Annotated in this window: 19 protein-coding genes; 6 read left to right on the top strand and 13 right to left on the bottom strand. The window is 72.9% G+C overall.

The features are described 5' to 3' along the window. Positions 1 to 47 precede the first annotated feature (47 nt). Together AC1DWH_RS17755 and AC1DWH_RS17750 are read left to right on the top strand one after the other, a co-directional pair. On the top strand, positions 48 to 1,355 hold the full coding sequence (locus AC1DWH_RS17755; RefSeq protein WP_477094802.1) for a Fic family protein: 1,308 nt from the start codon (positions 48 to 50) through the stop codon (positions 1,353 to 1,355). A 9-nt stretch (positions 1,356 to 1,364) separates the two neighbouring features. Continuing rightward, entirely contained in the window at positions 1,365 to 2,303 is a 939-nt protein-coding gene (locus AC1DWH_RS17750; RefSeq protein WP_477094801.1) for an alpha/beta hydrolase, read from the top strand. Between the two features lie 5 nt (positions 2,304 to 2,308). Here the strand turns inward: AC1DWH_RS17750 and AC1DWH_RS17745 are convergent, their stop codons facing one another. The 10 genes from AC1DWH_RS17745 to AC1DWH_RS17700 form a co-directional block, all read right to left on the bottom strand. After that, entirely contained in the window at positions 2,309 to 3,136 is an 828-nt protein-coding gene (locus AC1DWH_RS17745) for a TrmH family RNA methyltransferase (RefSeq protein ID WP_477094800.1), read from the bottom strand. Between the two features lie 4 nt (positions 3,137 to 3,140). Further along, positions 3,141 to 4,331, bottom strand: coding sequence for an endo-1,4-beta-xylanase (locus AC1DWH_RS17740; protein WP_477094799.1), 1,191 nt, complete (start codon positions 4,329 to 4,331; stop codon positions 3,141 to 3,143). Between the two features lie 28 nt (positions 4,332 to 4,359). Continuing rightward, positions 4,360 to 5,604 (bottom strand): MFS transporter, encoded by a 1,245-nt coding sequence (locus AC1DWH_RS17735; RefSeq protein WP_477094798.1) that lies wholly within the window; start codon positions 5,602 to 5,604, stop codon positions 4,360 to 4,362. Between the two features lie 51 nt (positions 5,605 to 5,655). Next, a complete protein-coding gene (locus AC1DWH_RS17730; RefSeq protein ID WP_477094797.1) occupies positions 5,656 to 8,694 on the bottom strand; it encodes a hypothetical protein in 3,039 nt (1,012 codons plus the stop codon). Between the two features lie 79 nt (positions 8,695 to 8,773). Further along, positions 8,774 to 10,756 carry an ABC transporter ATP-binding protein gene (locus AC1DWH_RS17725; protein WP_456845416.1) on the bottom strand — a complete coding sequence of 661 codons (1,983 nt, stop codon included), beginning with the start codon at positions 10,754 to 10,756 and terminating at the stop codon, positions 8,774 to 8,776. Further along, complete coding sequence (locus AC1DWH_RS17720; protein ID WP_456845415.1) at positions 10,753 to 12,489, bottom strand: ABC transporter ATP-binding protein; 1,737 nt, start codon at positions 12,487 to 12,489, stop codon at positions 10,753 to 10,755. Before AC1DWH_RS17720 ends, AC1DWH_RS17725 begins: the two co-directional genes overlap by 4 nt. Further along, positions 12,489 to 13,166 (bottom strand): helix-turn-helix domain-containing protein, encoded by a 678-nt coding sequence (locus AC1DWH_RS17715; protein WP_477094796.1) that lies wholly within the window; start codon positions 13,164 to 13,166, stop codon positions 12,489 to 12,491. The genes AC1DWH_RS17720 and AC1DWH_RS17715 overlap by 1 nt, the downstream gene beginning before the upstream one ends. A gap of 120 nt (positions 13,167 to 13,286) precedes the next feature. Next, positions 13,287 to 14,447 carry an SPFH domain-containing protein gene (locus AC1DWH_RS17710; RefSeq protein ID WP_456845413.1) on the bottom strand — a complete coding sequence of 387 codons (1,161 nt, stop codon included), beginning with the start codon at positions 14,445 to 14,447 and terminating at the stop codon, positions 13,287 to 13,289. A gap of 60 nt (positions 14,448 to 14,507) precedes the next feature. Next, the gene (locus AC1DWH_RS17705) at positions 14,508 to 14,942 is read right to left on the bottom strand and encodes an NfeD family protein (RefSeq protein ID WP_456845412.1); all 435 of its coding nucleotides are present in this window, start codon (positions 14,940 to 14,942) and stop codon (positions 14,508 to 14,510) included. A gap of 94 nt (positions 14,943 to 15,036) precedes the next feature. Further along, positions 15,037 to 15,831 (bottom strand): ABC transporter ATP-binding protein, encoded by a 795-nt coding sequence (locus AC1DWH_RS17700; RefSeq protein ID WP_477094795.1) that lies wholly within the window; start codon positions 15,829 to 15,831, stop codon positions 15,037 to 15,039. A gap of 87 nt (positions 15,832 to 15,918) precedes the next feature. Between AC1DWH_RS17700 and AC1DWH_RS17695 the strand changes: the two genes are divergently transcribed. Then, complete coding sequence (locus AC1DWH_RS17695) at positions 15,919 to 16,707, top strand: hypothetical protein (RefSeq protein WP_477094794.1); 789 nt, start codon at positions 15,919 to 15,921, stop codon at positions 16,705 to 16,707. A gap of 42 nt (positions 16,708 to 16,749) precedes the next feature. On the opposite strand, the gene glgA is transcribed toward AC1DWH_RS17695, so the two are convergent. After that, on the bottom strand, positions 16,750 to 17,976 hold the full coding sequence (gene glgA / locus AC1DWH_RS17690) for a glycogen synthase (protein ID WP_477094876.1): 1,227 nt from the start codon (positions 17,974 to 17,976) through the stop codon (positions 16,750 to 16,752). Between the two features lie 112 nt (positions 17,977 to 18,088). Between glgA and glgC the strand changes: the two genes are divergently transcribed. From glgC to AC1DWH_RS17675, 3 genes are read left to right on the top strand one after another with little or no spacing between them, the layout of a single operon-like run. Then, positions 18,089 to 19,330 (top strand): glucose-1-phosphate adenylyltransferase, encoded by a 1,242-nt coding sequence (gene glgC, locus AC1DWH_RS17685; protein ID WP_477094793.1) that lies wholly within the window; start codon positions 18,089 to 18,091, stop codon positions 19,328 to 19,330. Positions 19,331 to 19,375: 45 nt separating this feature from the next. Then, complete coding sequence (serB, locus tag AC1DWH_RS17680; RefSeq protein ID WP_477094792.1) at positions 19,376 to 20,020, top strand: phosphoserine phosphatase SerB; 645 nt, start codon at positions 19,376 to 19,378, stop codon at positions 20,018 to 20,020. Next, complete coding sequence (locus AC1DWH_RS17675; protein WP_477094791.1) at positions 20,017 to 21,075, top strand: DUF4037 domain-containing protein; 1,059 nt, start codon at positions 20,017 to 20,019, stop codon at positions 21,073 to 21,075. Before serB ends, AC1DWH_RS17675 begins: the two co-directional genes overlap by 4 nt. Before the next feature lie 2 nt (positions 21,076 to 21,077). On the opposite strand, the gene AC1DWH_RS17670 is transcribed toward AC1DWH_RS17675, so the two are convergent. Together AC1DWH_RS17670 and fabI are read right to left on the bottom strand one after the other, a co-directional pair. Next, positions 21,078 to 21,638, bottom strand: coding sequence for a SixA phosphatase family protein (locus tag AC1DWH_RS17670; protein WP_477094790.1), 561 nt, complete (start codon positions 21,636 to 21,638; stop codon positions 21,078 to 21,080). Then, a complete protein-coding gene (fabI, locus tag AC1DWH_RS17665; protein WP_477094789.1) occupies positions 21,635 to 22,405 on the bottom strand; it encodes an enoyl-ACP reductase FabI in 771 nt (256 codons plus the stop codon). Before fabI ends, AC1DWH_RS17670 begins: the two co-directional genes overlap by 4 nt.

Genomic DNA, 22,405 nt, shown 5'->3' with positions numbered 1-22,405 from the left:
TCCAGTAGCACGCGAGGCAACTTTACGACGCTACCGGGGAGGTGCTCATGGGTCGCTACGTCGCGCAGCAGTGGGCGCCTCGCGCGACCGACGGCGTGCCGCGCCGCTTCACGCGCTCCGGCACGTACCAGGCGTTCGTCCCGGACTCGCTCCTCGACCACGAGATCGCCGTCGACGCCGCGCTCGGGGCGCTCCTGCACGAGGCGGAGAGCCGTACCCGAGAAGCCGCCGTGCTCGTCGAGCCGGCGGGCCTCGGGCAGGTCGGCGACCTGCTGGTCCGCTCCGAGGCCGCCGCGTCGTCACTGATCGAGGGCTACGAGCCCACTCCTCGCGCCGTCGCCGTCGCCGACTTCGTCGCACGCGGTCGCGAGTCCGCCGTGACCGTTGCGCGCAACCTGCACGCCGTACGCCAGTCCGTGGAGCGCGCACTCGACCCCACGGTGTCGCTGGTGTGGGACGTCGTCGAGCTCCAGCGGCTGATCGCGCCCCGGCATGCGGGCGTCCGCACCGAGCCGGTGTGGATCGGCGGACGGACACCGCTCGAGGCGCACTACAACGCGCCGCCCCACGACCTCGTGCCGGGGCTCCTCGACGACCTCGACGCCTACCTCGCGTCCCGGCGGCACGGCCCGGTCCTCGCCGCGGCCCTCGCCCACGCACAGCTGGAGACCATCCACCCGTTCGCCGACGGCAACGGCCGCGCGGGCCGCGTGCTGCTCGGGACCGTCCTGGCCCGCTACGGTCTCGCACCGCAGATCACCCTGCCGGTCAGCACCGCGCTGTTCCGGGACCGCGAGCGCTACTACGCGGCGCTGGACACGTTCCGCCAGGGCGACCAGGGCATCGCGATCGTCACCGTGATCGCGGAGGCGGTCGCCGGCGCCGCCGATGACGCGGTCCGGCTGTCGCGCCAGGTGACGGACTGGGAGCACCGACAGACCGGCGCGCTGGACGCGTTCCTGCGCGACCGGTCGCCGACGGGCCGGGTCCGGCGAGGGGTCGCGCACCGCCTGATCGCCGACCTGCCGAGCCATCCCGTGCTCGACGCGTCGTCGGTCGCTGCCAGGTACGGGGTCACGGAGGTCGCCGCCCGCAACGCGCTCGACTCCGTGGTCTCGGCAGGGGCGCTCCGGCCCGACCGGAAGGCGGACCGGACCCGCACGGTCTACGTCGCCACGGAGCTGCTGGACCTCGTCGCGGAACCCGGCGCGACGACCGACCCCGAGACGTCGTCGGCCGTCGACATCCCCGTGACCGCGACCGCCCTCGAGCCCGAGGCGGCATGCGGCGCCTGGCTCCCCCGCGCCGGACGCACCTGCCGCCTCCCTCGGGACCACCGTGGCCAGCACCGCTGAGCGCGCGGCATGAGCCGGACCACGCACCGCGTCATCCGGGACCGTGCCGGCTGCCGCGCGCACGGGATCGTGGGCGTGCTGGCCCGGCCCGCCGCGGGGGCCGAGCGGGCCGTCGTCGTGCTCGGCGGGTCCGAGGGCGGGCTGCACGAGCGGGACGCCGTCGCCCTGGCGGAGGAGGGCTTCGCCGCGCTCGCCCTCGCCTACTTCGGGGCGCCGGGGGTCCCGCCCGTCCTCGTCGACGTGCCCCTGGAGTACGTCACCCGCGCGATCGACCTGCTCGAGGCCGAGGGCTTCGCACCCGGCTCGATCGGGCTGCTGGGTGGCTCCCGCGGCGGCGAGGCGGCGCTGCTCGTGGGGAGCCGCGACGTGCGCGTCGGCTCGGTGGTCAGCGTCGCCGGCAGCGGGGTCGTCACGCAGGGCATCGACTACCGGGCCGGGCGGCTGGACGCGATCCTCCGGACGTCAGGCCCCGCCTGGACCGCCGACGGAGAGCCGCTGCCCTTCCTGCCCTACGAGGTCACGGCCGAGCTGGTCGAGACCATCGAGCGTGGCGAACCGGTCGCGCTGCGCGACGGCTTCGCCGCGCTGCCGACGGACGACGACGCGCTCGACCGCGTGAGCATCCCGGTCGAGCGGATCCGCGGCGGCGTCCTGCTCGTGGCCGCCGGCGACGACCAGATGTGGGACTCGGCCGCCTACCACCGGGTCGCCGCCGACCGCCTGCGCCGGGCAGACCACCCGTACCCGTGGGCGGACGTCGTGATCGACCACGTCGGGCACATGATCACCGGCCCACCGGGGGGCGCCTCCACGAGCCTCGGTCCCGGACCAGGAGTCACGTTCCGGTACGGCGGCGACCCGATCATCACGGCGCGGGTGCGCGGGGAGACATGGGAGAGGACCACCGGCTTCCTGCGGTACACGTTGCCCCGCGAGGACCCGGTCTGACGCGGTCAGGGAACCCGGGTCGCCCAGAACGCCACGGCGGCGGCCGCCGCGACGTTGAGCGAGTCCACCCCGCCGGCCATCGGGATCCGCACCACGAGGTCGGACCCGGCGACGGTGACCGGCTTCAGCCCGTGCCCCTCGGCCCCGAGCACGAGCGCCAACCGCTCCGGCGGGTCGGCGACCAGCTGGTCGAGCGTGATCGAGTCGTCGGACAGGGCCAGCGCGGCGGTGACGAAGCCGTCCTCGCGCAGGACGGAGATCCCGTCGGGCCACGGGTCGATGCGCGTCCACGGCACCTGGAAGACGGTCCCCATCGACACGCGGACCGACCGCCGGTAGAGCGGGTCGGCGCAGCGCGGGGTGACCAGCACGGCGTCGACCCCGAGCGCGGCGGCGGACCGGAAGGCGGCTCCGACGTTCGTGTGGTCGACGATGTCCTCGAGGACCGCGACCCGACGGGCACCCGCGAGCAGCGACGACACCGGCGCGAGGGCCGGCCGGTGCATCGCGGCCAGCGCCCCCCGGTGGACGTGGAACCCGGTGATGGCCTCGAGCACGGGCTCCTCGGCGACGTAGACCGGGACGACGGCGTCGTCGGCGGGCAGGCCGGCCAGCAACCGCTCGAGGTCGGGCAGCCAGCGCGGCGACAGCAGGATCGACCGCGGTCGGTGGCCGGCGGCCAGCGCCCGACCGAGGACCGTGGAGCTCTCCGCGATGTAGAGCCCCTTGGCCGGCTCCTGCCGCGAGCGCAGCGCGACGTCGGTCAGTGAGACGTAGTCGGCGAGGCGTTCGTCGGCGGGGTCGGTGACGGGCTGGAGCGAGGGCACGGGCACGCGCTCATCCTTCCAGCCGGACGACGACCTCCCGGTCCTGCCCGAGCGCGAACGGGACGCCCTCCACCGAGTACGTCCCGCGGAACCCGCTGACCGGCACCCGCCCGGACGAGGAGGTCCGTAGGGTCGTCGGCGCCAGCCACCACTCGTCCTTCACCAGCCGCCGCAGAGCGTCGTACGCGGGCTTCGGGGTGCCGTCGACGCGGACCAGACCGGCCGGGGCGCCCAGCCACGCACCCTCGTCGGCGATCCCCCAGTACGTCGCCGCCTGGACCGCGGGGTGGCCCAGCAGGGTCCGGTAGTGCCGCTCGATCTCGTCGGCCTGCCGCGCCTCGCCCTCGGGTGTCGAGGGCCACGACGGGACCTGGTGGTCGTTGAGGTCCTCGATGTCCGCCGGCATGAGGTCGCCGGACACCAGCGTGGTCTCGGTGAGGTGCAGCGGGAGGCCGAAGCGCGCGAACCGGTCGAGGACCGCGAGCGTCTTCCCCTCGCCCCAGTAGCCCTGGTGCATGTGGCTCTGCAGGCCGATCGCGTCGACCTGGATGCCGGCCTCCAGCACGCCCTCGATCAGGCACTCGTACGCGGTGGACATGTCGAAGTCGTTGAGCAGCAGGGTCGCCGACGGGTTGGTCTGCCGCGAGGCGTCGAACGCCAGCCGGACGGTGGGGATGCGCCCCCGGTCCCACGCCAGCCGCGTGAGGCCGTTGGGCTCCTTGTCGAACACCGGCATGATCACGACCTCGTTGATCACGTCCCAGGTGTCGATCACCCCGGCGAAGTCCGCCACCTCGCGGCGGATCCGCGCGTCCTGGGCGTCGGCGATCTCGTCCGTGGTGAGGTCCACCAGCCAGGGTGCGCCGACGGTGTGCCAGGCGAGCGGATGGCCCTTGACGACGGCGCCGCGGTCGGCGAACCAGCGCGCCGCGCGCAGCAGCCGCGCGGTGTCCGACTGTCCCCGGACGGGCTCGAAGGTGCCCCAGTAGAACGGCAGGGTCGCGGCGTTGAACACATCGAACCAGAGGTCGGCCAGCGACGCAGGGCCGCCGTCGGCGTCGAGGAAGTCGAACCCGATGTTCCCGAACAGGAACGCGTGCCGCTCCTGCGCGACGACCACGTCGGTGTCGGCGAGCGGTCGGCCGTCGGCGCGGAGGACCGTGACGACGGCGTCGGCGCGTCGGTGCTGCATGGAGGACATGGGCGCCAGCCTGCCACGGTCGAAAACGTTATCGATCCGCCGCCACGCCGCGCTCGAGCTCGATCACCGGCGCGACCTTCCCACGGGTGGCCCGTCCTCCGACCACGGCGGCCGCCACCCCGACCAGCGCCACGACGGGCACGACGAGGAAGGCGTCGTGGGTGCCGACGGAGTCGGCGAGCGCACCGAGCGCGAACGGGGCCACCCCCACCGCCATGCTGCCGACGAGGGTCGCCCGGGCCTGCGTGGCGTCCGTCCGACCCGGGGCCGTGGCCAGCAGCAGGGAGACGGACAAGGGGTACTGGGCGCCGTACCCGAACCCGGCGACCACCAGGCCGACCATCGCCATCGCCGGCGTGGTCGCCGTCCACAGGATCGCCCAGCCGCCGATGGCGACGACGAAGGCGACGGCCAGCAGCGTGGTCGGCGCGACCCGCAGCGAGAGCGGGCCGACGACGAACCGGACGGCAGACATGCCCGCCACCAGCCCGGCGGTCGCTGCGGCGGCGATTCCGGCCCCTGCGCCGGTCTGCTGCAGGATCAGGCTGGTCGACCAGTAGGTCGTCGCGAACTCCAGCGAGATCCCGGCCACCAGGCAGACCAGGAAGCACCAGGCCGGTACCCGGCTCCCCGTCCGCACGGGTCGCGGGGCGGGCGGAGGATCGCCCGCGGCCCGCGCAGGAGTCATGGCGCCGCCGACGGGGATGCGGGAGACGAGGACCACGGTGACCAGCGCGAGCGCGACCGTCACCAGCACCGCCGGCCGCCATCCCCAGCCGACCGCGACGCAGACGCCGACAGCCAGCGGGCCGACCAGCCCGACCGTGGAGCCGACGCCGTTCCCCTCGGTGAGCGCGGCCGAGGCCTTGCTGCCGTGCCGCATCGCGAGGCCTGCCTGCGCCGCGCTGACCAGGACGTTCCCGCCGAGCGAGAGCACGACCATCGACAGCAGGCTCCAGCCGAGCGCCGGTGCGGCCACGAGCCCCGACGCGCCGACGGACACGAGCACGCACGCGAGCAGGATCGCGGCGCGGCGGCCCCTGCCGCGGACCAGCCGCGGGGCGACGAACGCGGCGATGATCCCGCCGGCGGCCATGGCCGTCCCGTGCAGCCCCGCCTGCGCGTCGGAGATGCCGAGCTCGTCGGCCAGGAGCGGCACGCTCGGGTTGAAGCTGTACAGGAGCCAGCCCCAGACGGCGAAGCCGCTGTAGAACGCGATCGTCATCCGGTCGCGGTGGAACCCGGTGCGCTCGGCGTCGGCCAGGGTCGGCATGACGCCGAGCGTACGGGTCCGCGGGCGCCGGCCCGTCCACGCTCCGTCGCGCTAGAGGCCGTCCGTCTGGTGGTTCATCCGCGCGACCAGGTCGGCCATCGCCCGCTCGTACGCCGCCGTCTGCGGGTAGCCCGAGTGGCGGGCGGCGACGAACATGTAGGCCTGCTCGTCGTACTCGGTCGCCATCCGGTCGAGGGGGTGCGGCGGGCGCGGTCGACCGACCTCGGCGGGGTCCGGCCCACCGTCGGCGGGCGGCTCGGGCCACTCCGGCGGCTGCGGCTCGTCCGCCTCCAGCGGCGGACCGATCGTGTACTGGTCCACCGGGAAGCCGGCGAAGTCGGTGCGCCGCCACAGGCTGATCCAGCGCGGCTCCGCCCGCCCGCCGAGCGAGTCGAGCAACGTCGTCACCTGGGTCCCGTCGGTCTGCGGCACCGCCGGCACGTCGGGGTCGGCGGACCACGGATCGGTGCTCCGCAGCCGCGGACGCAGGCACGGCCGGTTCCCGATCACGTCGGGTCCCAGCAGCTCGGGGAAGAACCGGCCGAAGTACGGCCGCAGCTGGGTGCCGTAGGTCAGCAGGGAGATCCGCGGGTCCGCCCACAGGGAGACGGTCTCGCCGGCGAGGTTGTGGGTCGCGCCGTCCCACCGGGCGAAGAGCGCGGCCACGGCGAGGACGACTCCCATGCTGTGCCCCGACACGACGACCCGCCGCGACCTGTCCTGCCGTCGGGACTCGCCCGTCGGGTCCTGGTCCTCGTCCTCGAGCCAGTCGTCGATGCGCCGACGCAGCTCGGGAACCACCCGCTCGGAGTAGCACGGCGGGCCGAACGGGTGCGCGGCTCGCGGGAGGAAGCACTGGAGGTCCCACAGGAACCCCCACGGCCGAGCCGAACCGGAGCGGGTGCCCGCGAGGGCGTTGCTCAGGACGGCCGCCGCCACACCGGCGATGAGCGCGGCGACGGCGACGCGCAGCGACGTGCTGGAGCAGACGGCCCGGCACCCCAGCGAGTCGGCCGACGGTGCCCGGATGGCGGCGAGCACCGCCGCACCCAGCGCGAACGCGAGGGCGCCCGCGAGCAGCACGGCGAAGCCGCCGACCGCGATCTCCGCCCGCTGCGCCATCGCGGCCGCGCGTCGCGCGTCCATCACGACCTCCGCGCCGGCCGGGCTGAGCCGTCCGAGGCCGAGGTAGGACGCGCGCGGGCGCACCGGGATCTCCGGGGCACGCAGGCCGCGCCAGGCGATCAGGCCGGCGAGGGCCACGAGGCCGACGAGGACGGCGATGGTGGCCCAGCCGAAGGCGGTGAACACCGTCGGCGCGGCGAGGACATGATGGGTGCCGACGACTGAGCTCTCCGGGCTGCGCGGCGTCGCGGGGATCGCGATCACGCCGGGCTCCGCACCCGAGCCGGCCGGCTGGGGCGCCTCCGGTGCTTCGAGGAGCGCGGCGACGCCGACGACGACCAGGCTGCTCATGAGCACGGCGAGCCCCGCCGCGAGCGTCATGAAGACCGCGGGAGCCGTCCCCGCCCACCCCTCGTACTTGTTCCGCGACCGGGCCGTCGTCGGCTCAGCGCCGTCGAGCGTCGCCGTCTCGGTCCCCTTGTCGCCGTTCACCACGTGGGCGACAAGCGCGACCAGCAGCACCACGACGACGACCGCGGCGATCCACGCGGGGTCGCTCTGCGAGCGGACGCCCAGCACCGCGGCCGCGAGCCCGAAGAGCACGATCGCCAGCACGAGCCCCATCCACATCGGTCCGCGGGCTCCCCGGCGCAGCCCGACCCCGACGATGCACAGCAGCACGAGCAGGCTCACCAGGGCCGTCGCCAGCGCGTCGGACGCGTAGGACACCGCCTGGACCTCGCCCTCCCGGGCGCCCGGCAGGTAGTCGCCCGACAACGCGAGCAGGACCAGCTCGACGCCGAGCAGACCCAGAGCCCCCAGCCACAGGATCCGGTGCGAGAACACCCGCAGCAGCACCCGTCCGAGCCGGCGCGGGATCACGGGCGGGTCCTCGGCCACGATGTCGGGGAACCCGGTCGTCACGGAGACGACCCGGAAGGCGACGCCGAAGATCAGCAGGGCGGCGACGCAGAAGAGCGCGACCCAGAGCCCGTCGGACCCGAGCAGGCCGGGCGACGCGATCCCGGTCCACCGTTGGTAGGCGAGGTAGCCGGCGACCAGTGCGAGCCCGCTCGCGACGTGCATCGTCGAGTCCTTGCTGCTGCGGGCCGCGGTGCGCCAGAACCCCGTCCGGGCGAGCACCGGCGTGCCCTTCCACGGCGCGTCGGTCGTCGTCCCGCCCTTGACGGCGCGGGTCACGGAGACGCGTGCGTCGAACCGGGTGCGGCCGCTCGCGGCGAGGAGGACGAGCAGGACGAGCAGCGCGACCGGGACGAGGGCGAGGACGGCGATCCGCTGTCCGTCGCTCATCCCGGCCATCGACCGGACGGCGCTGGGGAGCTGGGCGCAGACCAGCCTGGACACCTCGCGCGGGTCGGCCGCAGGGGTCTTGTCCTCCAGCGCTCCGAAGCACTGGGTGCCCACGATGTCGACCGACGCGATCGCGAACGTCGCGACGAGCAGCAGCGTCAGCGTCAGGCAGAACAGCCGGACCGCGGCGGCACCGAACGGAGCCGTCGTCGTCCCGGGGGCGACGCCGTCGCGCCCGGGTGTCGAGAAGCGGTCCTCGGGGATCCGGCGCGCCCAGTAGGCGGCGTTCGCGATGCCGAGCGGGATCACGAAGGTCCATGCCGCCCGGATGGCCGCTTGCCCGAGACCTGCCACGAAGCCCAGCCCGGGCAGGGCGCTCGCGCGCGCCAGCGAGCCCCACGAGTACGCCTCGACGTGCCGCGCCCGCACCGCCGACGGGGTGTCGCCCGCGGCCGGCTGCTCGGCCGCCTGCTGCTCCTTGGTCTCCCAGAAGCTGGCCAGGTCGTCGCCGCGCGTGCGCACGACCTTGTCGACGTCGACGCCCAGCGTGCCCTGCGGAGGCGTGTTGCCGACGCCGTGGATCCGGATCTCGAGCACCCGGACCCCGTCGTCGGCCGCCTGCGCCGCCGTGCTGTCCCCGTCGACCTCGCTCATCGCGCCCCCCGTTGGCATCGCCGCCAATCAGACATTGCGGACATTACGCGCACCGGGGGCCGTGATGACAGGGGCGGGCTCAGTCCACGGGCGCCACCGCGGCCGCGAACTGGCTCGCGTACAGCCGCGCGTACGCGCCGCCGGCCGCGAGGAGCTCGTCGTGCGAGCCCTGCTCCACGATCGCGCCGGCCTCCATCACCAGGATGGTGTCGGCGTCGCGGATGGTGGACAGCCGGTGCGCGATGACGAACGACGTCCGTCCGTGCCGCAGCGCGTTCATCGCCTGCTGGACCAGCACCTCGGTGCGGGTGTCGACGGACGACGTGGCCTCGTCGAGGATGAGGATCGCGGGGTCGGCCAGGAACGCGCGGGCGATGGTGAGCAGCTGCTTCTCCCCCGCCGAGACGTTCGCGCCCTCGTCGTCGACCTTGGTCTCGTACCCGTCGGGCAGCGTGCGCACGAAGCGGTCGACGTGGGTCGCGACCGCGGCCTCGACGATCTCGTCCTGCGTCGCGTGCTCGACGCCGTACGCGATGTTCTCCGCGAGCGTGCCGCCGAAGAGCCACGTGTCCTGCAGCACCATGCCCATCTGCGAGCGCAGCGCGTCGCGGGTCATGTCCCGCACGTCGACGCCGTCCAGCGTGATCCGGCCGTCGTCGACCTCGTAGAAGCGCATCAGGAGGTTGACCAGGGTCGTCTTGCCGGCGCCGGTCGGTCCGACGATCGCGATCGTCTGACCCGGCTCGGCCACCAGGGACAGGTCCCGGATCAGCGGCTTCTCCGGCGAGTAGCTGAATGCCACGTTCTCGAACGCGACACGGCCCTGGAGCGGCTGGACCGGCTGCACCGGCTCGACCGGGTCGGGCTCCTGCTCCTCGGCGTCGAGCAGCTCGAACACGCGCTCGGCCGAGGCGACGCCCGACTGCAGCAGGTTCGCCATGGACGCGATCTGGGTGATCGGCTGGGTGAACTGGCGGCTGTACTGGATGAACGCCTGCACGCTGCCGAGCGTCAGCGTGCCCGACGCCACCTGCAGGCCACCCACCACCGCGACGATCACGTAGTTCAGGTTGGCCACGAACCCGAGGGCCGGCTGGATGATCCCCGAGATGAACTGCGCCTTGAAGCTCGACTCGTAGAGGCTCTGGTTACGCTCCGCGAACGTCTGCGCCGACTCCTTCTGGCGACCGAAGACGGTGACCAGCGAGTGGCCCGTGTACATCTCCTCGATGTGGGCGTTGAGCTGGCCGGTCACGGCCCACTGCTTCATGAACTGCGGGCGGGAGCGCTTGGCGATCGCCCCCGCGATCCAGATGGACAGCGGCACGGTGACCAGCGCGATCACCGCGAGCAGGGGCGAGATCACGAACATCATCACGAGCACGCCGACGACCGTCAGCACCGAGGTGATCAACTGCGAGAGCGTCTGCTGCAGCGTCTGGGCGACGTTGTCGATGTCGTTGGTGACGCGGCTCAGCAGCTCGCCGCGCGGCTGGCCGTCGTGGTACTTCAGGGGCAGCCGGGACAGCTTCGCCTCGACCCGCTGACGCATCTGGTAGACCACGCGCTGCACGACGACGGCCGTCATGCGGCCCTGCAGCCACCCGAACAGGAACGAGCCCAGGTAGATCGCGAGGACGACCAGCAGGATGTTGCGCAGGTGCGTGAAGTCGATCCCGACTCCGGGCACCGCGCCAGACGACTCGACGATGTTGGCCTGTGACGTCTGACCCGCGGCCCGCAGGGCGTCGACCGCCTGGGCGTTGGTGCTCCCGGCCGGGAGCTGCTTGCCGATCACGCCGGCGAAGATGACGTTCGTCGCGTTGCCCAGCAGCTTGGGTCCGATGACCGCCAGGACCACCGATGCCGTGCCCATCGCGATGATCGCCACCATGGGCCAGCGCTCGCCGCGCATCTCGCCCAGGAACCGCCGGGCGGACCCGCGGAAGTTCATCGACTTCTCCCCGGGCATGCCCATGTTCATCATGGGACCGCCGCCCCCGGGGCCGCGGCGCTGCGGGGGCATCCGCTGTGCGGGTGCCTGGCGCTCGTCGGTGCTCATGCCGCCTCCTCCACGCTGACCTGCGAGTACACGATCTCCCGGTAGGTCTCCGACGACTCCAGCAGCTCGCTGTGGGTGCCCACACCGACCACCAGGCCGTCCTCCATCACGACGATCGAGTCCGCGTGCCGGATGGTGGCCACCCGTTGCGCGACGACCAGCACGGTCGCGTCCCGCGTCTCGGGCACGAGCGCCGCGCGCAGCGCCGCGTCCGTGGCGTAGTCGAGTGCGGAGAACGAGTCGTCGAACAGGAACACGGACGGCTTGCGCACGAGCGCGCGCGCGATGGCGAGCCGTTGTCGCTGCCCGCCGGACACGTTGGTGCCGCCCTGCGAGATCGGGGCGTCGAGCCCCTCGGCCAGCGCCTCGACGAACGGGCGGGCCTGCGCGACCTCGAGCGCGTGCCACAGCTCCTCGTCGGACGCCCCGGGCTTGCCGTACTCCAGGTTCGACCGCACCGTCCCGGCGAACAGGTACGGCTTCTGCGGGACCAGGCCGATCTGCGTCCACAGCTGGTCCGGGTCGAGGTCGCGCACGTCGACCCCGTCGAGCAGCACGGAGCCGCCGGTCACGTCGAACAGCCGCGGGATCAGGTTCACCAGGGTCGTCTTGCCCGAACCGGTCGAGCCGATGATGGCGGTGGTCCTGCCGGGCTCCGCGACCAGGTCGACGCCGTGCAGCACCGAGCGCTCGGCGCCCGGGTACCGGAACTCGACGCCCCGCAGCTCCAGCAGGCCGGGCCGATTGCCCGTGAGCCCGACGGGGTGCTGCGACGGGACGACGGACGTGTCGGTCGTGAGCACCTCACCGATGCGCTCCGACGAGACGACGGCCCGCGGGACCATCACGAACATCATCGTCGACATCATGACCGCGATCAGGATGTAGGCGATGTACGACAGGAACGCCGTGAGCTGGCCGATCTGCATGGCGCCCGAGTCCACGCGGTACGCGCCGAACCAGAGCACCGCGACGCTCGTGACGTTGAGCACGACCATGACCGACGGGAACATCAGAGCCATGAGCTTGCCGACGCGCAGCGACGTGTCGTAGAGGTCCGCGTTCGCGCCGTCGAACCGCTGCGACTCGCGGCGCTCACGGACGAAGGCGCGGACCACGCGCACGCCGGCGATCTGCTCGCGCAGCACCCGGTTGATCCCGTCGATCCGCTTCTGCATCGACCGGAAGTACGGGACCATCCGCGAGATGATCAGGCCGATGATCAGGCCGAGCACCGGCACGGAGACCAGCAGGATGCCGGACAGGACCACGTCCTCGCGCATCGCCATGATCACGCCGCCGACCAGCATGATCGGCGCCATGATCATCATCGTGAAGGTCATCATCGTGACCATCTGCACCTGCTGGACGTCGTTCGTCGTGCGCGTGATGAGAGTCGGCGCCCCGAACTTGGCCACCTCCTGCGCCGAGAACGTCTGCACCTGACCGAACAGCCGCTCGCGCACGTCACGCCCGAACGCCATGGCGGTCCGGGAGCCGTAGTAGACGGCGATGATCGCGGCGATCACCTGGACGAAGCTCACCGCGAGCATGATGCCGCCGAGGCGCAGGATCTCGGTCGTGTCCCCCTTCACCACACCGTCGTCGATGATCCGGGCGTTGAGGCTGGGCAGGTACAGCGTGGCCATCGTCTGCACCAGCTGCAGCACGACCACCGCGACCACCGCACCCTGGTACGGCTTGAGATGCTCCCTGAGCAGCTTGATCAGCATCATGAGCTCCTGTCGGTCGGGGTGGGGGCGAGGACGCCGTGGAGGATGAGGTCGACCAGCTTCTCCGGGTCCGGCGGTCCGGTGTCGAGCCCCCGGCGAGCGGCGTCGACGGTACGCATCGTCGCTCCGATCAGCACGGTGTTAAACAGGTCGATGACGTCGACGACCGGCAGGCGCAGCGCGCCGATGTCGGGCTCCAGGAGCTCCGCGACCACGGCCGTCACGGCGGCGGTCCCCGCCTGCTGCCGCAGTCCCCACTGCCGGATCGCGGCCTCGCGGTTCTGCGGGGTCGGCCCGGCCGGCTCCAGCCGCCCGACCTCGTGCAGCAGGCCCATCCAGCGCATCGCGTCGCCCACGTGGGCCTGCGCCTGGGTCATCAGGAGGAGCAGCTTGTCGCGCAGCGGGAGCGTCCGGTCGATCGCCGCGATCTCCGGGATCGAGTCGGCCGGGTCGACCGCGGCGAGCACGGCCTCGCGGATGAGCGTCACCTTGTCGGTGAACACCCGGAAGAGCGTCCCCTCCGCCACTCCGGCGGCCTCGGCGAGCTCGCGCGACGTGACCGCGGCGCCACGGGCCAGCAGCACGGGTCGCACGGCCAGCAGGATCGCGGCGCGACGCTCGTCGGGCGGCAACGGCGCGGCCCGACCCGCGCGTACGGCACCGGTGACCATCTCCATCCGGCGAGGGTAACTGAGTGAGCACTCACTCCGGAAGTTCTCGACCCATGTTCGCTGTGAGCGAACGCCCCCCCACCAACGAGTGAGGGCCGGGTCGACGGACGACCCGGCCCCTTCCCGTCACGCCCCGGGGGCGTCCTGAGGCGGCTCGGGCGGCTGCGCCGCGCGTGGCGGCACCGCTCCCCTGCCGGGCCGCTGGCCCAGCTCGACGCCCGGGTCGAACGGGCGCCCGCTCAGCGTCCCCGAGCTGGTCGCGTCAGCCGTCGCCGCCGCCGACTCGCGCCGCGCCTCGGCCAGCGCCACCGCCGGGTCCGTGAGCGTCGTCGGCGGCAGGTCGTCGCCGAGCGGCGAGGTACCGGCGGGGCGCCCGCTGTCGTCGGGCGTGAACGCGCCGCCGAAGCCCTTGGCGAACACCCCCAGCGCGCTGGTCAGCTCGGACGGCAGGAACCACATCTTGTTCGACGGGGTCGCCGCGATCTTCGGCAGCATCTGCAGGTACTGGTAGGCCAGCAGCTTCGGGTCGGCGTCGCCGCGGTGCACGGCGTCGAACACCTGCAGGATGGCGCGTGCCTCGCCCTCGGCGTTGAGGATCGCGGCCTGGGCGTTGCCCTCGGCCGTGAGGATCGCTGCCTGCTTCTGCCCCTCGGCCGTGAGGATCTGCGACTGCTTGATGCCCTCGGCCGTGAGGATCGTGGCGCGACGGTCACGCTCCGCGCGCATCTGCTGCTCCATCGAACCCTTGATGCTCTCGGGCGGGTCGATCGACTTGAGCTCGACGCGGTTGACGCGCACGCCCCACTTGCCGGTCGCCTCGTCGAGCACGCCGCGCAGCTGGCCGTTGATCTGGTCGCGGCTGGTCAGCGTCTGCTCGAGGTCCATCGAGCCGACGACGTTGCGCAGGGTCGTGACCGTGAGCTGCTCGATGCCCTGGATGTAGTTGGCGATCTCGTAGACCGCCGACTTCGGCTCGGTCACCTGGAAGTAGATGACGGTGTCGATGCTGACCACGAGGTTGTCGGACGTGATCACAGGCTGCGGCGGGAAGGACACCACCTGCTCGCGCAGGTCGACGCTCGCGCGCACCCGGTCGACGAACGGGATGAGCAGGTGCAGGCCGGCGTCCAGCGTCCGTGAGTACCGCCCGAGCCGCTCGACGACCACCGCGGTCGCCTGCGGCACGATCCGCACCGCCCGCACCAGGGCGGTGATGACGAACAGCAGGATCAGAGCGCCGACGATGTAGGCGGCGATCGTGCCCGAGCCAACGTTGTCCAAGAACATCAAGCCTCCTGAATTGGCGCGGACTCGCTGCCCGCGGGTCGAACGTCGATGGGGTCTGCGTCAGAGGCCCGCGACGGGCGCGACGACCGCGGTCGCGCCGTCGATGCGCGAGACGCGCACCTCGGTGCCCGGCGGGATCGCCTGCGCGACGTCGACGCGCGCGCTCCAGACCTCGCCGTTGAGCTTCACGCGGCCCCCCTCGACGGTGACGGTCGAGACGACGACCGCCTCCTGCCCGACGAGCGCGGCCGAGTTCGTCTCGATCAGCGGGGTGCGCTCACGCAGGCGCTTGAGCAGGAACGGCCGCAGCGTGGCCAGCAGGACCACCGAGGTCAAGGCCGCCACGATGATCTGGACGCCGACCGGGGCGCCGAGCCCATAGGCTGCGGCTCCCGCCAAGGCTCCGCCGGCGAACATGATGAGCACCAGGTCGAGCGAGAGCATCTCGAGGATGCCCAGCACGAGCGCCGCACCGATCCACCACAGCCAACCCATCGGGGCCCACTCCCTCGGTCGGGGCGGAGTCCGTCGATGGATCCCGCGTCCCCATCGATACTAGGCTTTTTCTTTGCGAAGGGTTGGCGCAACCTCAACCCTGTGACGAGTCCGCCCGAGCGGCCCAACGGCCGCCGATCCTGTCGACGACCAGCGGCAGGTCGAAGGCGCCCGAGAGCGTCTCCGGCGTGAGCACCTGGTCGATCGGCCCCTGCGCGAACGCCTTGCCCTCGCGCAGCAGCAGGATGTGCGTGAAGCCGGGCGGGATCTCCTCGACGTGGTGCGTGACCAGCACCAGCACCGGCGAACGGCGGTCGGCCGCCAGCTCCGCCAGCGCCGCGACGAGCTCCTCGCGCCCCCCGAGGTCCAGCCCGGCGGCCGGCTCGTCGAGCAGCAGCAGCTCGGGGTCGGTCATCAGCGAGCGCGCGATCTGCACGCGCTTGCGCTCACCCTCGGACAGGGTCCCGAAGTACCGGTCGGACAGGTGCGCCACCCCGAAGGCGGCGAGCAGGTCCGTGGCGCGCGACTCGTCCAGCGACTCGTACTCCTCGCGCCAGCGGCCCGTCACGCCGTACGCGGCGGTGAGCACGACGTCCTTGACCCGCTCACCCGCCGGGATCCGGTCCGCCAGCGACGCGCTCGACAGGCCGATGCGGGGGCGCAGCTCGAAGACGTCGACCCGGCCCATCCGCGAGCCCAGCAGGTCCGCGGTCCCGCTGCTCGGGTGCATGCGCCCGGAGGCGACCTGGAGCAGCGTGGTCTTGCCGGCGCCGTTGCGGCCGAGCACCACCCACCGCTCACCCTCGCGGACCGTCCACGTCACCTCGTCGAGGATCGTCGTCGTTCCCCGGCGGATCGTCACGGCCTGCAGGTCGAGCACGTCGGTCATGGGCATGACCCTAACCGTCGAGCCGCACGTGGGCGGGCTGCGACGGGCCGCTCGGCCGTGCATTGGGTCACGATCTACGGTTGTCCGGTGGACCTCATCCTGGAGCTCCCCCGCTCCGTGCTGCTCGCCCTGTGGCTGTCGGACGACAAGGCCGATCGCTCCGTGCTCGTCGACGCCGTGCAGTCCGACGACGAGCCGCACACGGTCCAGCGCCGGCCGGCCGCGGACGACCCCCTGCGCGACGACATCACCGACGAGCCGCTGGGCACGCTGCTGGACGCGTGCGCGGGTTCACCGCGCGACGTGGCGGCCGTCCTGCCCGTGCCGGGCGACCCGGGGCCGACGCCCGCAGCGGTGAGCTCGGCCGCGACGGAGGCCGGCGAGGCCGTGCTCGTCCGCACCCCGACCGCGTGCCTCGTGGCCGTGCCCGTCGTCGAGCGCTTCGGCTCCGACCTCGAGCCCGGGCACCTGGTGACGTGGGAAGTCTCGGACGTCCCCGACTGGCGGCACGCGGCGCACGCCCGGACCGGGACGCTCCAGGACGCCGAGCGTGAGCTGCGCCAGGGGCTGCTGCAGGCGACGGAGGCGCTGGTGAAGCTCGACATCGCCCGCTGGCGGCCCGACGCGGCCGAGACGGTCGCCGCGCTGCGCGAGCTCGAACTGCCGGCCTGGCGGCTGCCGGACGGGCTCGACGGCCGCCGGGTCCGCGTGCTGTCCAGCGCCGCACGGCTGCGCGCCATCGTCGCGCTGGCCACCCAGGACGACGGCGCGGCGGTGAACCTGTGGCAGGCGGACCAGCGCTCCACGGCGCTGCGCGAGGTCGACCGCATGGCCCGTCGGGCGATGGCTGCGGCGTCGTCCCAGCTCAGCCCGTAGGCCGGAGCCGCTGGGCACGTCAGGCCAACGCCCCTGAGCCCGTCAGGCCAACGCCCCCCTGTACACCTCGAGCGTCCGCTCGGCGATCGCCTCCCACGTGAAGTGGTCCTCGACCCGCCGGCGCGACGCGATCCCCCACTCCGCGGTCCGCGCGGTGTTGCCGAGCACGTCGGTGAAGGCCGCCGCCAGGTCCGCGACGAACCGGTCCGGGTCCACCGGGGTCCCCGTGCCGTCCTGCAGCTGGTCGATCGGCACCAGCCGCCCCGTGACGCCGTCGTCGATCACCTCGGGGATGCCGCCCGTGGCCGTCCCGACGACCGGCAGCCCCACGGCCATCGCCTCGAGGTTGACGATGCCCAGGGGCTCGTAGATCGACGGGCAGGCGAACACGGTGCCGTGCATGAGGACGGCGATGAGCTCGTCGCGCGGCAGCATCTGCTCGATCCACACCACGCCCGACCGCTTCGTCCGCAGCAGGTCGACCAGGCCCGTGACCTCAGCCATGATCGCCGGGGTGTCGGGCGCTCCGGCGCAGAGCACCACCTGGACGTCCGGCGGCAGCAGCTCGGCCGCGCGCAGGAAGTACGGCAGGCCCTTCTGCCGGGTGATCCGGCCGACGAACACCACGGCGGGCCGGGACGGGTCGATGCCCAGCGCACGCACGGTCACGTCGGCCCGGGCGACCGCCTCGTCGTCGGTCGGTCGCTGCCACTGGTCCAGGTCGATGCCGTTGTGCACCACCTTGACCAACGCCGGGTCGACCTTGGGGTACGCGCGCAGGATGTCGTCGCGCATCCCCCCGCTCACCGCGATCACGGCGGCCGCACCCTCGTACGCGGTCTTCTCCGCCCAGCTCGACAGGGCGTAGCCACCGCCCAGCTGCTCGGCCTTCCACGGCCGCAGCGGCTCGAGGCTGTGCGCGCTGACCACGTGGGGCAGGCCGTGCAGCAGGCCGGCCAGGTGGCCGCCCAGGTTGGCGTACCAGGTGTGGGAGTGCACCAGGTCGGACGCGATGCCGTCGGCGCCGACCTTGCCGACCGCGTCGGCCATCTCGAGGTCGATGCCGAACGTCTGCAGCGCCGAGTTGGCCGCAGCGAGCTCGGTGGGCACCGAGTACCCGGTGACACCCGGGGCGTCGCGCGGACCGTCGAAGCAGTGGACGCGCACGTCGATCGTCCGTTCGAGGACGCGGGAGAGCCCCGCGACGTGGACGCCTGCGCCGCCGTAGATGAACGGCGGGTACTCCCGGGTCAGCAGGTCGACACGCACTTCAACCATCCCCTCGTCACCGGCACCGACGACCGGTTCTCCCGCCGACACGCTAGCGCGCCGGGCGGAACACGCCTCGCTGGGACCGCGTCGGGGGCCTAGGGTCGTAGCCATGGCAGCGCCGCGCGTCCTCGCTATCGTCCTCGCAGGTGGGGAGGGCAAACGACTGATGCCCCTCACCGCCGACCGTGCCAAGCCGGCGGTGCCCTTCGGGGGGCTGTACCGGCTCGTCGACTTCGCCCTGTCGAACGTCATCAACTCGCGGTACCTGCACGTCATCGTGCTGACGCAGTACAAGTCGCACAGCCTCGACCGGCACGTGTCCAAGACGTGGCGCATGTCGCCGCTGCTCGGCAACTACGTCGCGGCCGTCCCGGCGCAGCAGCGCGTGGGCAAGCACTGGTACCTGGGCAGCGCGGACGCGATCTACCAGTGCCTCAACATCATCGAGGACGAGCGACCCGACATCGTCGTCGTGGTCGGCGCGGACCACGTCTACCGCATGGACTTCTCCCAGATGGTCGACGCCCACATCGCCTCCGGCGCCGAGTTCACCGTCGCCGCCATCCGCCAGCCCATCGAGGAGGCCGACCAGTTCGGCGTCATCGAGGTCGACCCGACGGACCCGACCCGCATCGCCGCGTTCCGCGAGAAGCCGACGGACCCGGTCGGCCTGGCCGACTCCCCCGGCGAGATCCTCGCGTCGATGGGCAACTACGTGGCCAACGCGAACGCGCTCGTCGCTGCAGTCACCGCCGACGCCGAGAACGTGAGCTCGCGGCACGACATGGGCGGCGACATCGCCCCGTACTTCGTCGAGCGCGGCACCGCCGGCGTCTACGACTTCCTGCGCAACGACGTCCCCGGCTCCACGCCGCGCGACCGCGACTACTGGCGCGACGTCGGGACGATCGACGCGTTCTACGAGGCGAACATCGACCTCATCTCGATCGAGCCGGTGTTCAACCTCTACAACGACGAGTGGCCGCTCTACAGCGGCTACACCAGTCTGGCGCCCGCCAAGTTCATCCACGCCGGCGCGGGCCGGCTCGGCCACGCGGTGGACTCGGTCGTCTCGCCGGGCGTGCTGGTCTCCGGCGCGACCGTGTCGGGGTCGGTGCTCTCGCCCGGCGTCCGCCTGCACTCGTGGGCGCAGGTCACGGACTCGGTGCTCTTCGACGACGTCCACATCGGCCGGTACGCCCAGGTCCACCGGGCGATCATCGACAAGAACGTCGTCGTCCCCGAGCGCGTCCGCATCGGGCTCGACCACGACCACGACCGGGCGCGCGGCTTCACCGTCACGGAGTCGGGCATCACCGTCGTCCCGAAGGGCACGATCATCGAGGAGTGAGCCGTCGGCACGGCCACCCCGTGCCCGGCACTACCCTGCGGTTCCGTGAGCGTCCCCCAGCCCCGCCTCGTCGTCATGGACGTCGACTCGACCTTCATCACGGGTGAGGTCGTGGAGATGCTCGCGGCGCGCGCGGGCTCCGAGGAGCTCGTCACCGAGATCACCGAGCGCGCCATGCGGGGCGAGATCGACTTCGCCGCGTCGCTGCACGAGCGCGTGGCCACGCTCGCGGGCCTGCCGGAGTCGGTGCTGGCGGACGTGCTCGCCGAGGTGGAGCTCTCCCCCGGCGCGCGCGAGCTCGTCGCCGAGCTGGACGCCCGGGGGTGGCCCGTCGGGCTCGTCTCCGGCGGGTTCATCGAGATCGTCCGCCCGCTCGCCGCGACCCTCGGCATCACGCTGACCAGGGCGAACGCGCTCGAGGTCGTCGACGGTCACCTCACCGGCAGGGTCAGCGGCGCCGTCGTGGACCGAGCCGCCAAGGCCGAGACGCTGCGGGAGTACGCCGCGTCCGTGGGGATCCCGATGGAGCGCACGATCGCGATCGGCGACGGCGCCAACGACCTCGACATGCTCGCGGCGGCCGGCTTCGGCATCGCCTACAACGCCAAGCCGCTGGTCTGCGAGGCCGCCGACGCGGTGGTCCGGGACCGGCTGGACGCCGTGCTCGACCTCCCGGTCTTCGCGCGGTGAGCGAGTTCGTGCCGGGTCTGGACCTCGCACGGCTGCTGTACGACGAGGTCCGCCCGATCCTCGTCGCGCGCGACCTCCCGCACACGGCCGCGCTCGTCGGGCCGGGCTCCGACGTGCTCGGGTTCGACGATCTCACGTCGACCGACCACGACTGGGGCCCGCGGCTGCAGCTGCTCCTGTCGGAGTCGGACCACGCCGCGCACGGCGCCGGCCTGCACGCGGAGCTCCGCGGCCGCCTGCCCGCCGCGATCGCCGGCTGGACCACGGGAGCGGCAGCACCGGCACCGGACGGCACGCGAGGCCCCGGGGGCGCCGACCACCGTGTCGAGATCCTCACGCTCGACTCCCTGCTCGGCCGCGTGCTCGGTCCGGTCGACCCCGTGACGCCGGCGGACTGGCTCGTCGTGCCCCAGCAACGGCTGCTCTCGATCACCGCCGGCGCCGTCTTCCACGACGACCTCGGTCTCGAGGCCGTCCGTGCGCGCCTGCGGTTCTACCCGCGGGACGTCTGGCTCTACCAGCAGGCCGCGGCGTGGTCGGCGATCGGGCAGGACGAGCACCTCGCCCCGCGCGCCGGCATGGCCGGGGACGACCTCGGGTCGCGGATGATCACCGCCCGGGTGTGCCGGACCGCGAGCCAGCTGGCGTTCCTGCAGGAGCGCCGGTACGCGCCGTACGACAAGTGGCTCGGCACGGCGCTCGCGCGTCTCACCTCGACGGAGCCCCTGCGGCGGTCCATGGCAGACACCCTGGCGGCCGGCGGCTGGGAGGAGCGGCAGGAGCGGCTCGGCGCGGTCCTCGCGGAGCTGGTGCGGCGGCACAACGGACTCGGAGTCACGCCCGCCGTGCCCGAGCGGACCTCCCGGTTCCACGCGCGGCCGTTCGACGTCGTCGACGGGGCGTCCGTCGCCGGGCTGCTCGTGGGTGCGATGAGCGACCCCACGGTGCGCGAGATCGCCCGCCGGCCGCTGATCGGCGGCATCGACCTCGTCAGCGCCGGCACCGACCTCGCGACCGACTCAGGACGCACCCGTGCGCTGCGCGAGCTGTACTGAGCTCACTCCGGGATCGCGAGCCGGCGCAGGGACGCCGCACCGCTGACCAGCTCGTCCCAGTCGGCCACCTCGAGCAGCGACCAGCTGGCCGTCGGCACGCCGACCCGGACACGGGCGAGCGTGGTCGGGTCCGAGTCAGGCCCGGCCAGGACGACGGCCGCCTGCGACATCGTCGGCTCGTGGCCCACGACCAGCAGCGTCCGCACGTCCCGCGGCACGGCGCGCACCAGCTCGACGAGCGCGTGGGACCCGGCGTAGTACAGGTCCTCGAGGAACTGGACGGTCGGGTCCGCGCCCAGCGAGCCACGGACCAGGTCCCACGTCTGCCGGGTCCGCACGCTGGACGAGCACAGCACGAGGTCCGGGACGAGGTCCTCCGCCGCCAGCGCCGCCCCCACCTTGGCCGACTGACGCCGACCGACGAGCGAGAGCGGGCGCTGGATGTCCGCGATGAGGTCCGGGTGCTCGGCCTTGGCATGACGTAGCAGCAGCAGTCGCCGGGTGCCGGTGTCGGGCGTCACGCGCTCAGCGTCCCACCCCTCGGGCTCCGTGCGCAGGGTCACAGACCCATCGCGTGGTAGCCGCCGTCGACGTGCACGATCTCGCCCGTGGTCGCCGGGAACCAGTCCGAGAGCAGCGCGGCGACCCCACGGGCCGTCGGCTCGGGGTCGAACGCGTCCCAGCCGAGCGGCGCACGCTCGGGCCAGCCGCCCTCCATCGCCTCGAAGCCGGGGATCGACTTGGCGGCGGTGGTGCGGATCGGGCCGGCCGAGACCAGGTTCACGCGGATGCCGTGCGGGCCGAGGTCGCGGGCCAGGTAGCGCGCGGTCGACTCGAAGGCCGCCTTGGCGACGCCCATCCAGTCGTAGACCGGCCAGGCGTACCGGGCATCGAAGGTGAGCCCGACGATCGACCCGCCGGTGCCCAGCAGCGGCTGTGTGGCCACGGCGAGGGACTTCAGCGAGTAGGCGCTGACCTCCAGGGCGGTGGCGACGTCCGCCCACTCACCGGCCAGGAAGTTGCCGCCCATGACGGACTGGGGCGCGAAGCCGATCGAGTGCACGACGCCGTCCAGCGCGTCGAACCCGGCCTCGCGGACGCGGCCCTCGAGGGCGGCGAGGTCGTCGGCGTCGGTGACGTCGAGCTGGAGGACCTGCGCCTCCTTGGGGAGCCGGCGCGCGATCGCCTGCGTGAGGCGGAACTGGCGGCCGAACGAGGTCAGCAGCACCTCGGCGCCCTCCTGCTGCGCCAGGCGCGCCACGTGGAAGGCGATCGAGCCGTCCGTGAGGACGCCGGTGACCAGGAGCTTCTTGCCGTCGAGCAGACCCAT

Source organism: Cellulomonas sp. P2_F12 (genome assembly GCF_056403775.1).
The sequence above is the reverse complement of the archived record's forward strand: the minus strand, read 5'-3'. Positions and strand labels throughout refer to the sequence as shown.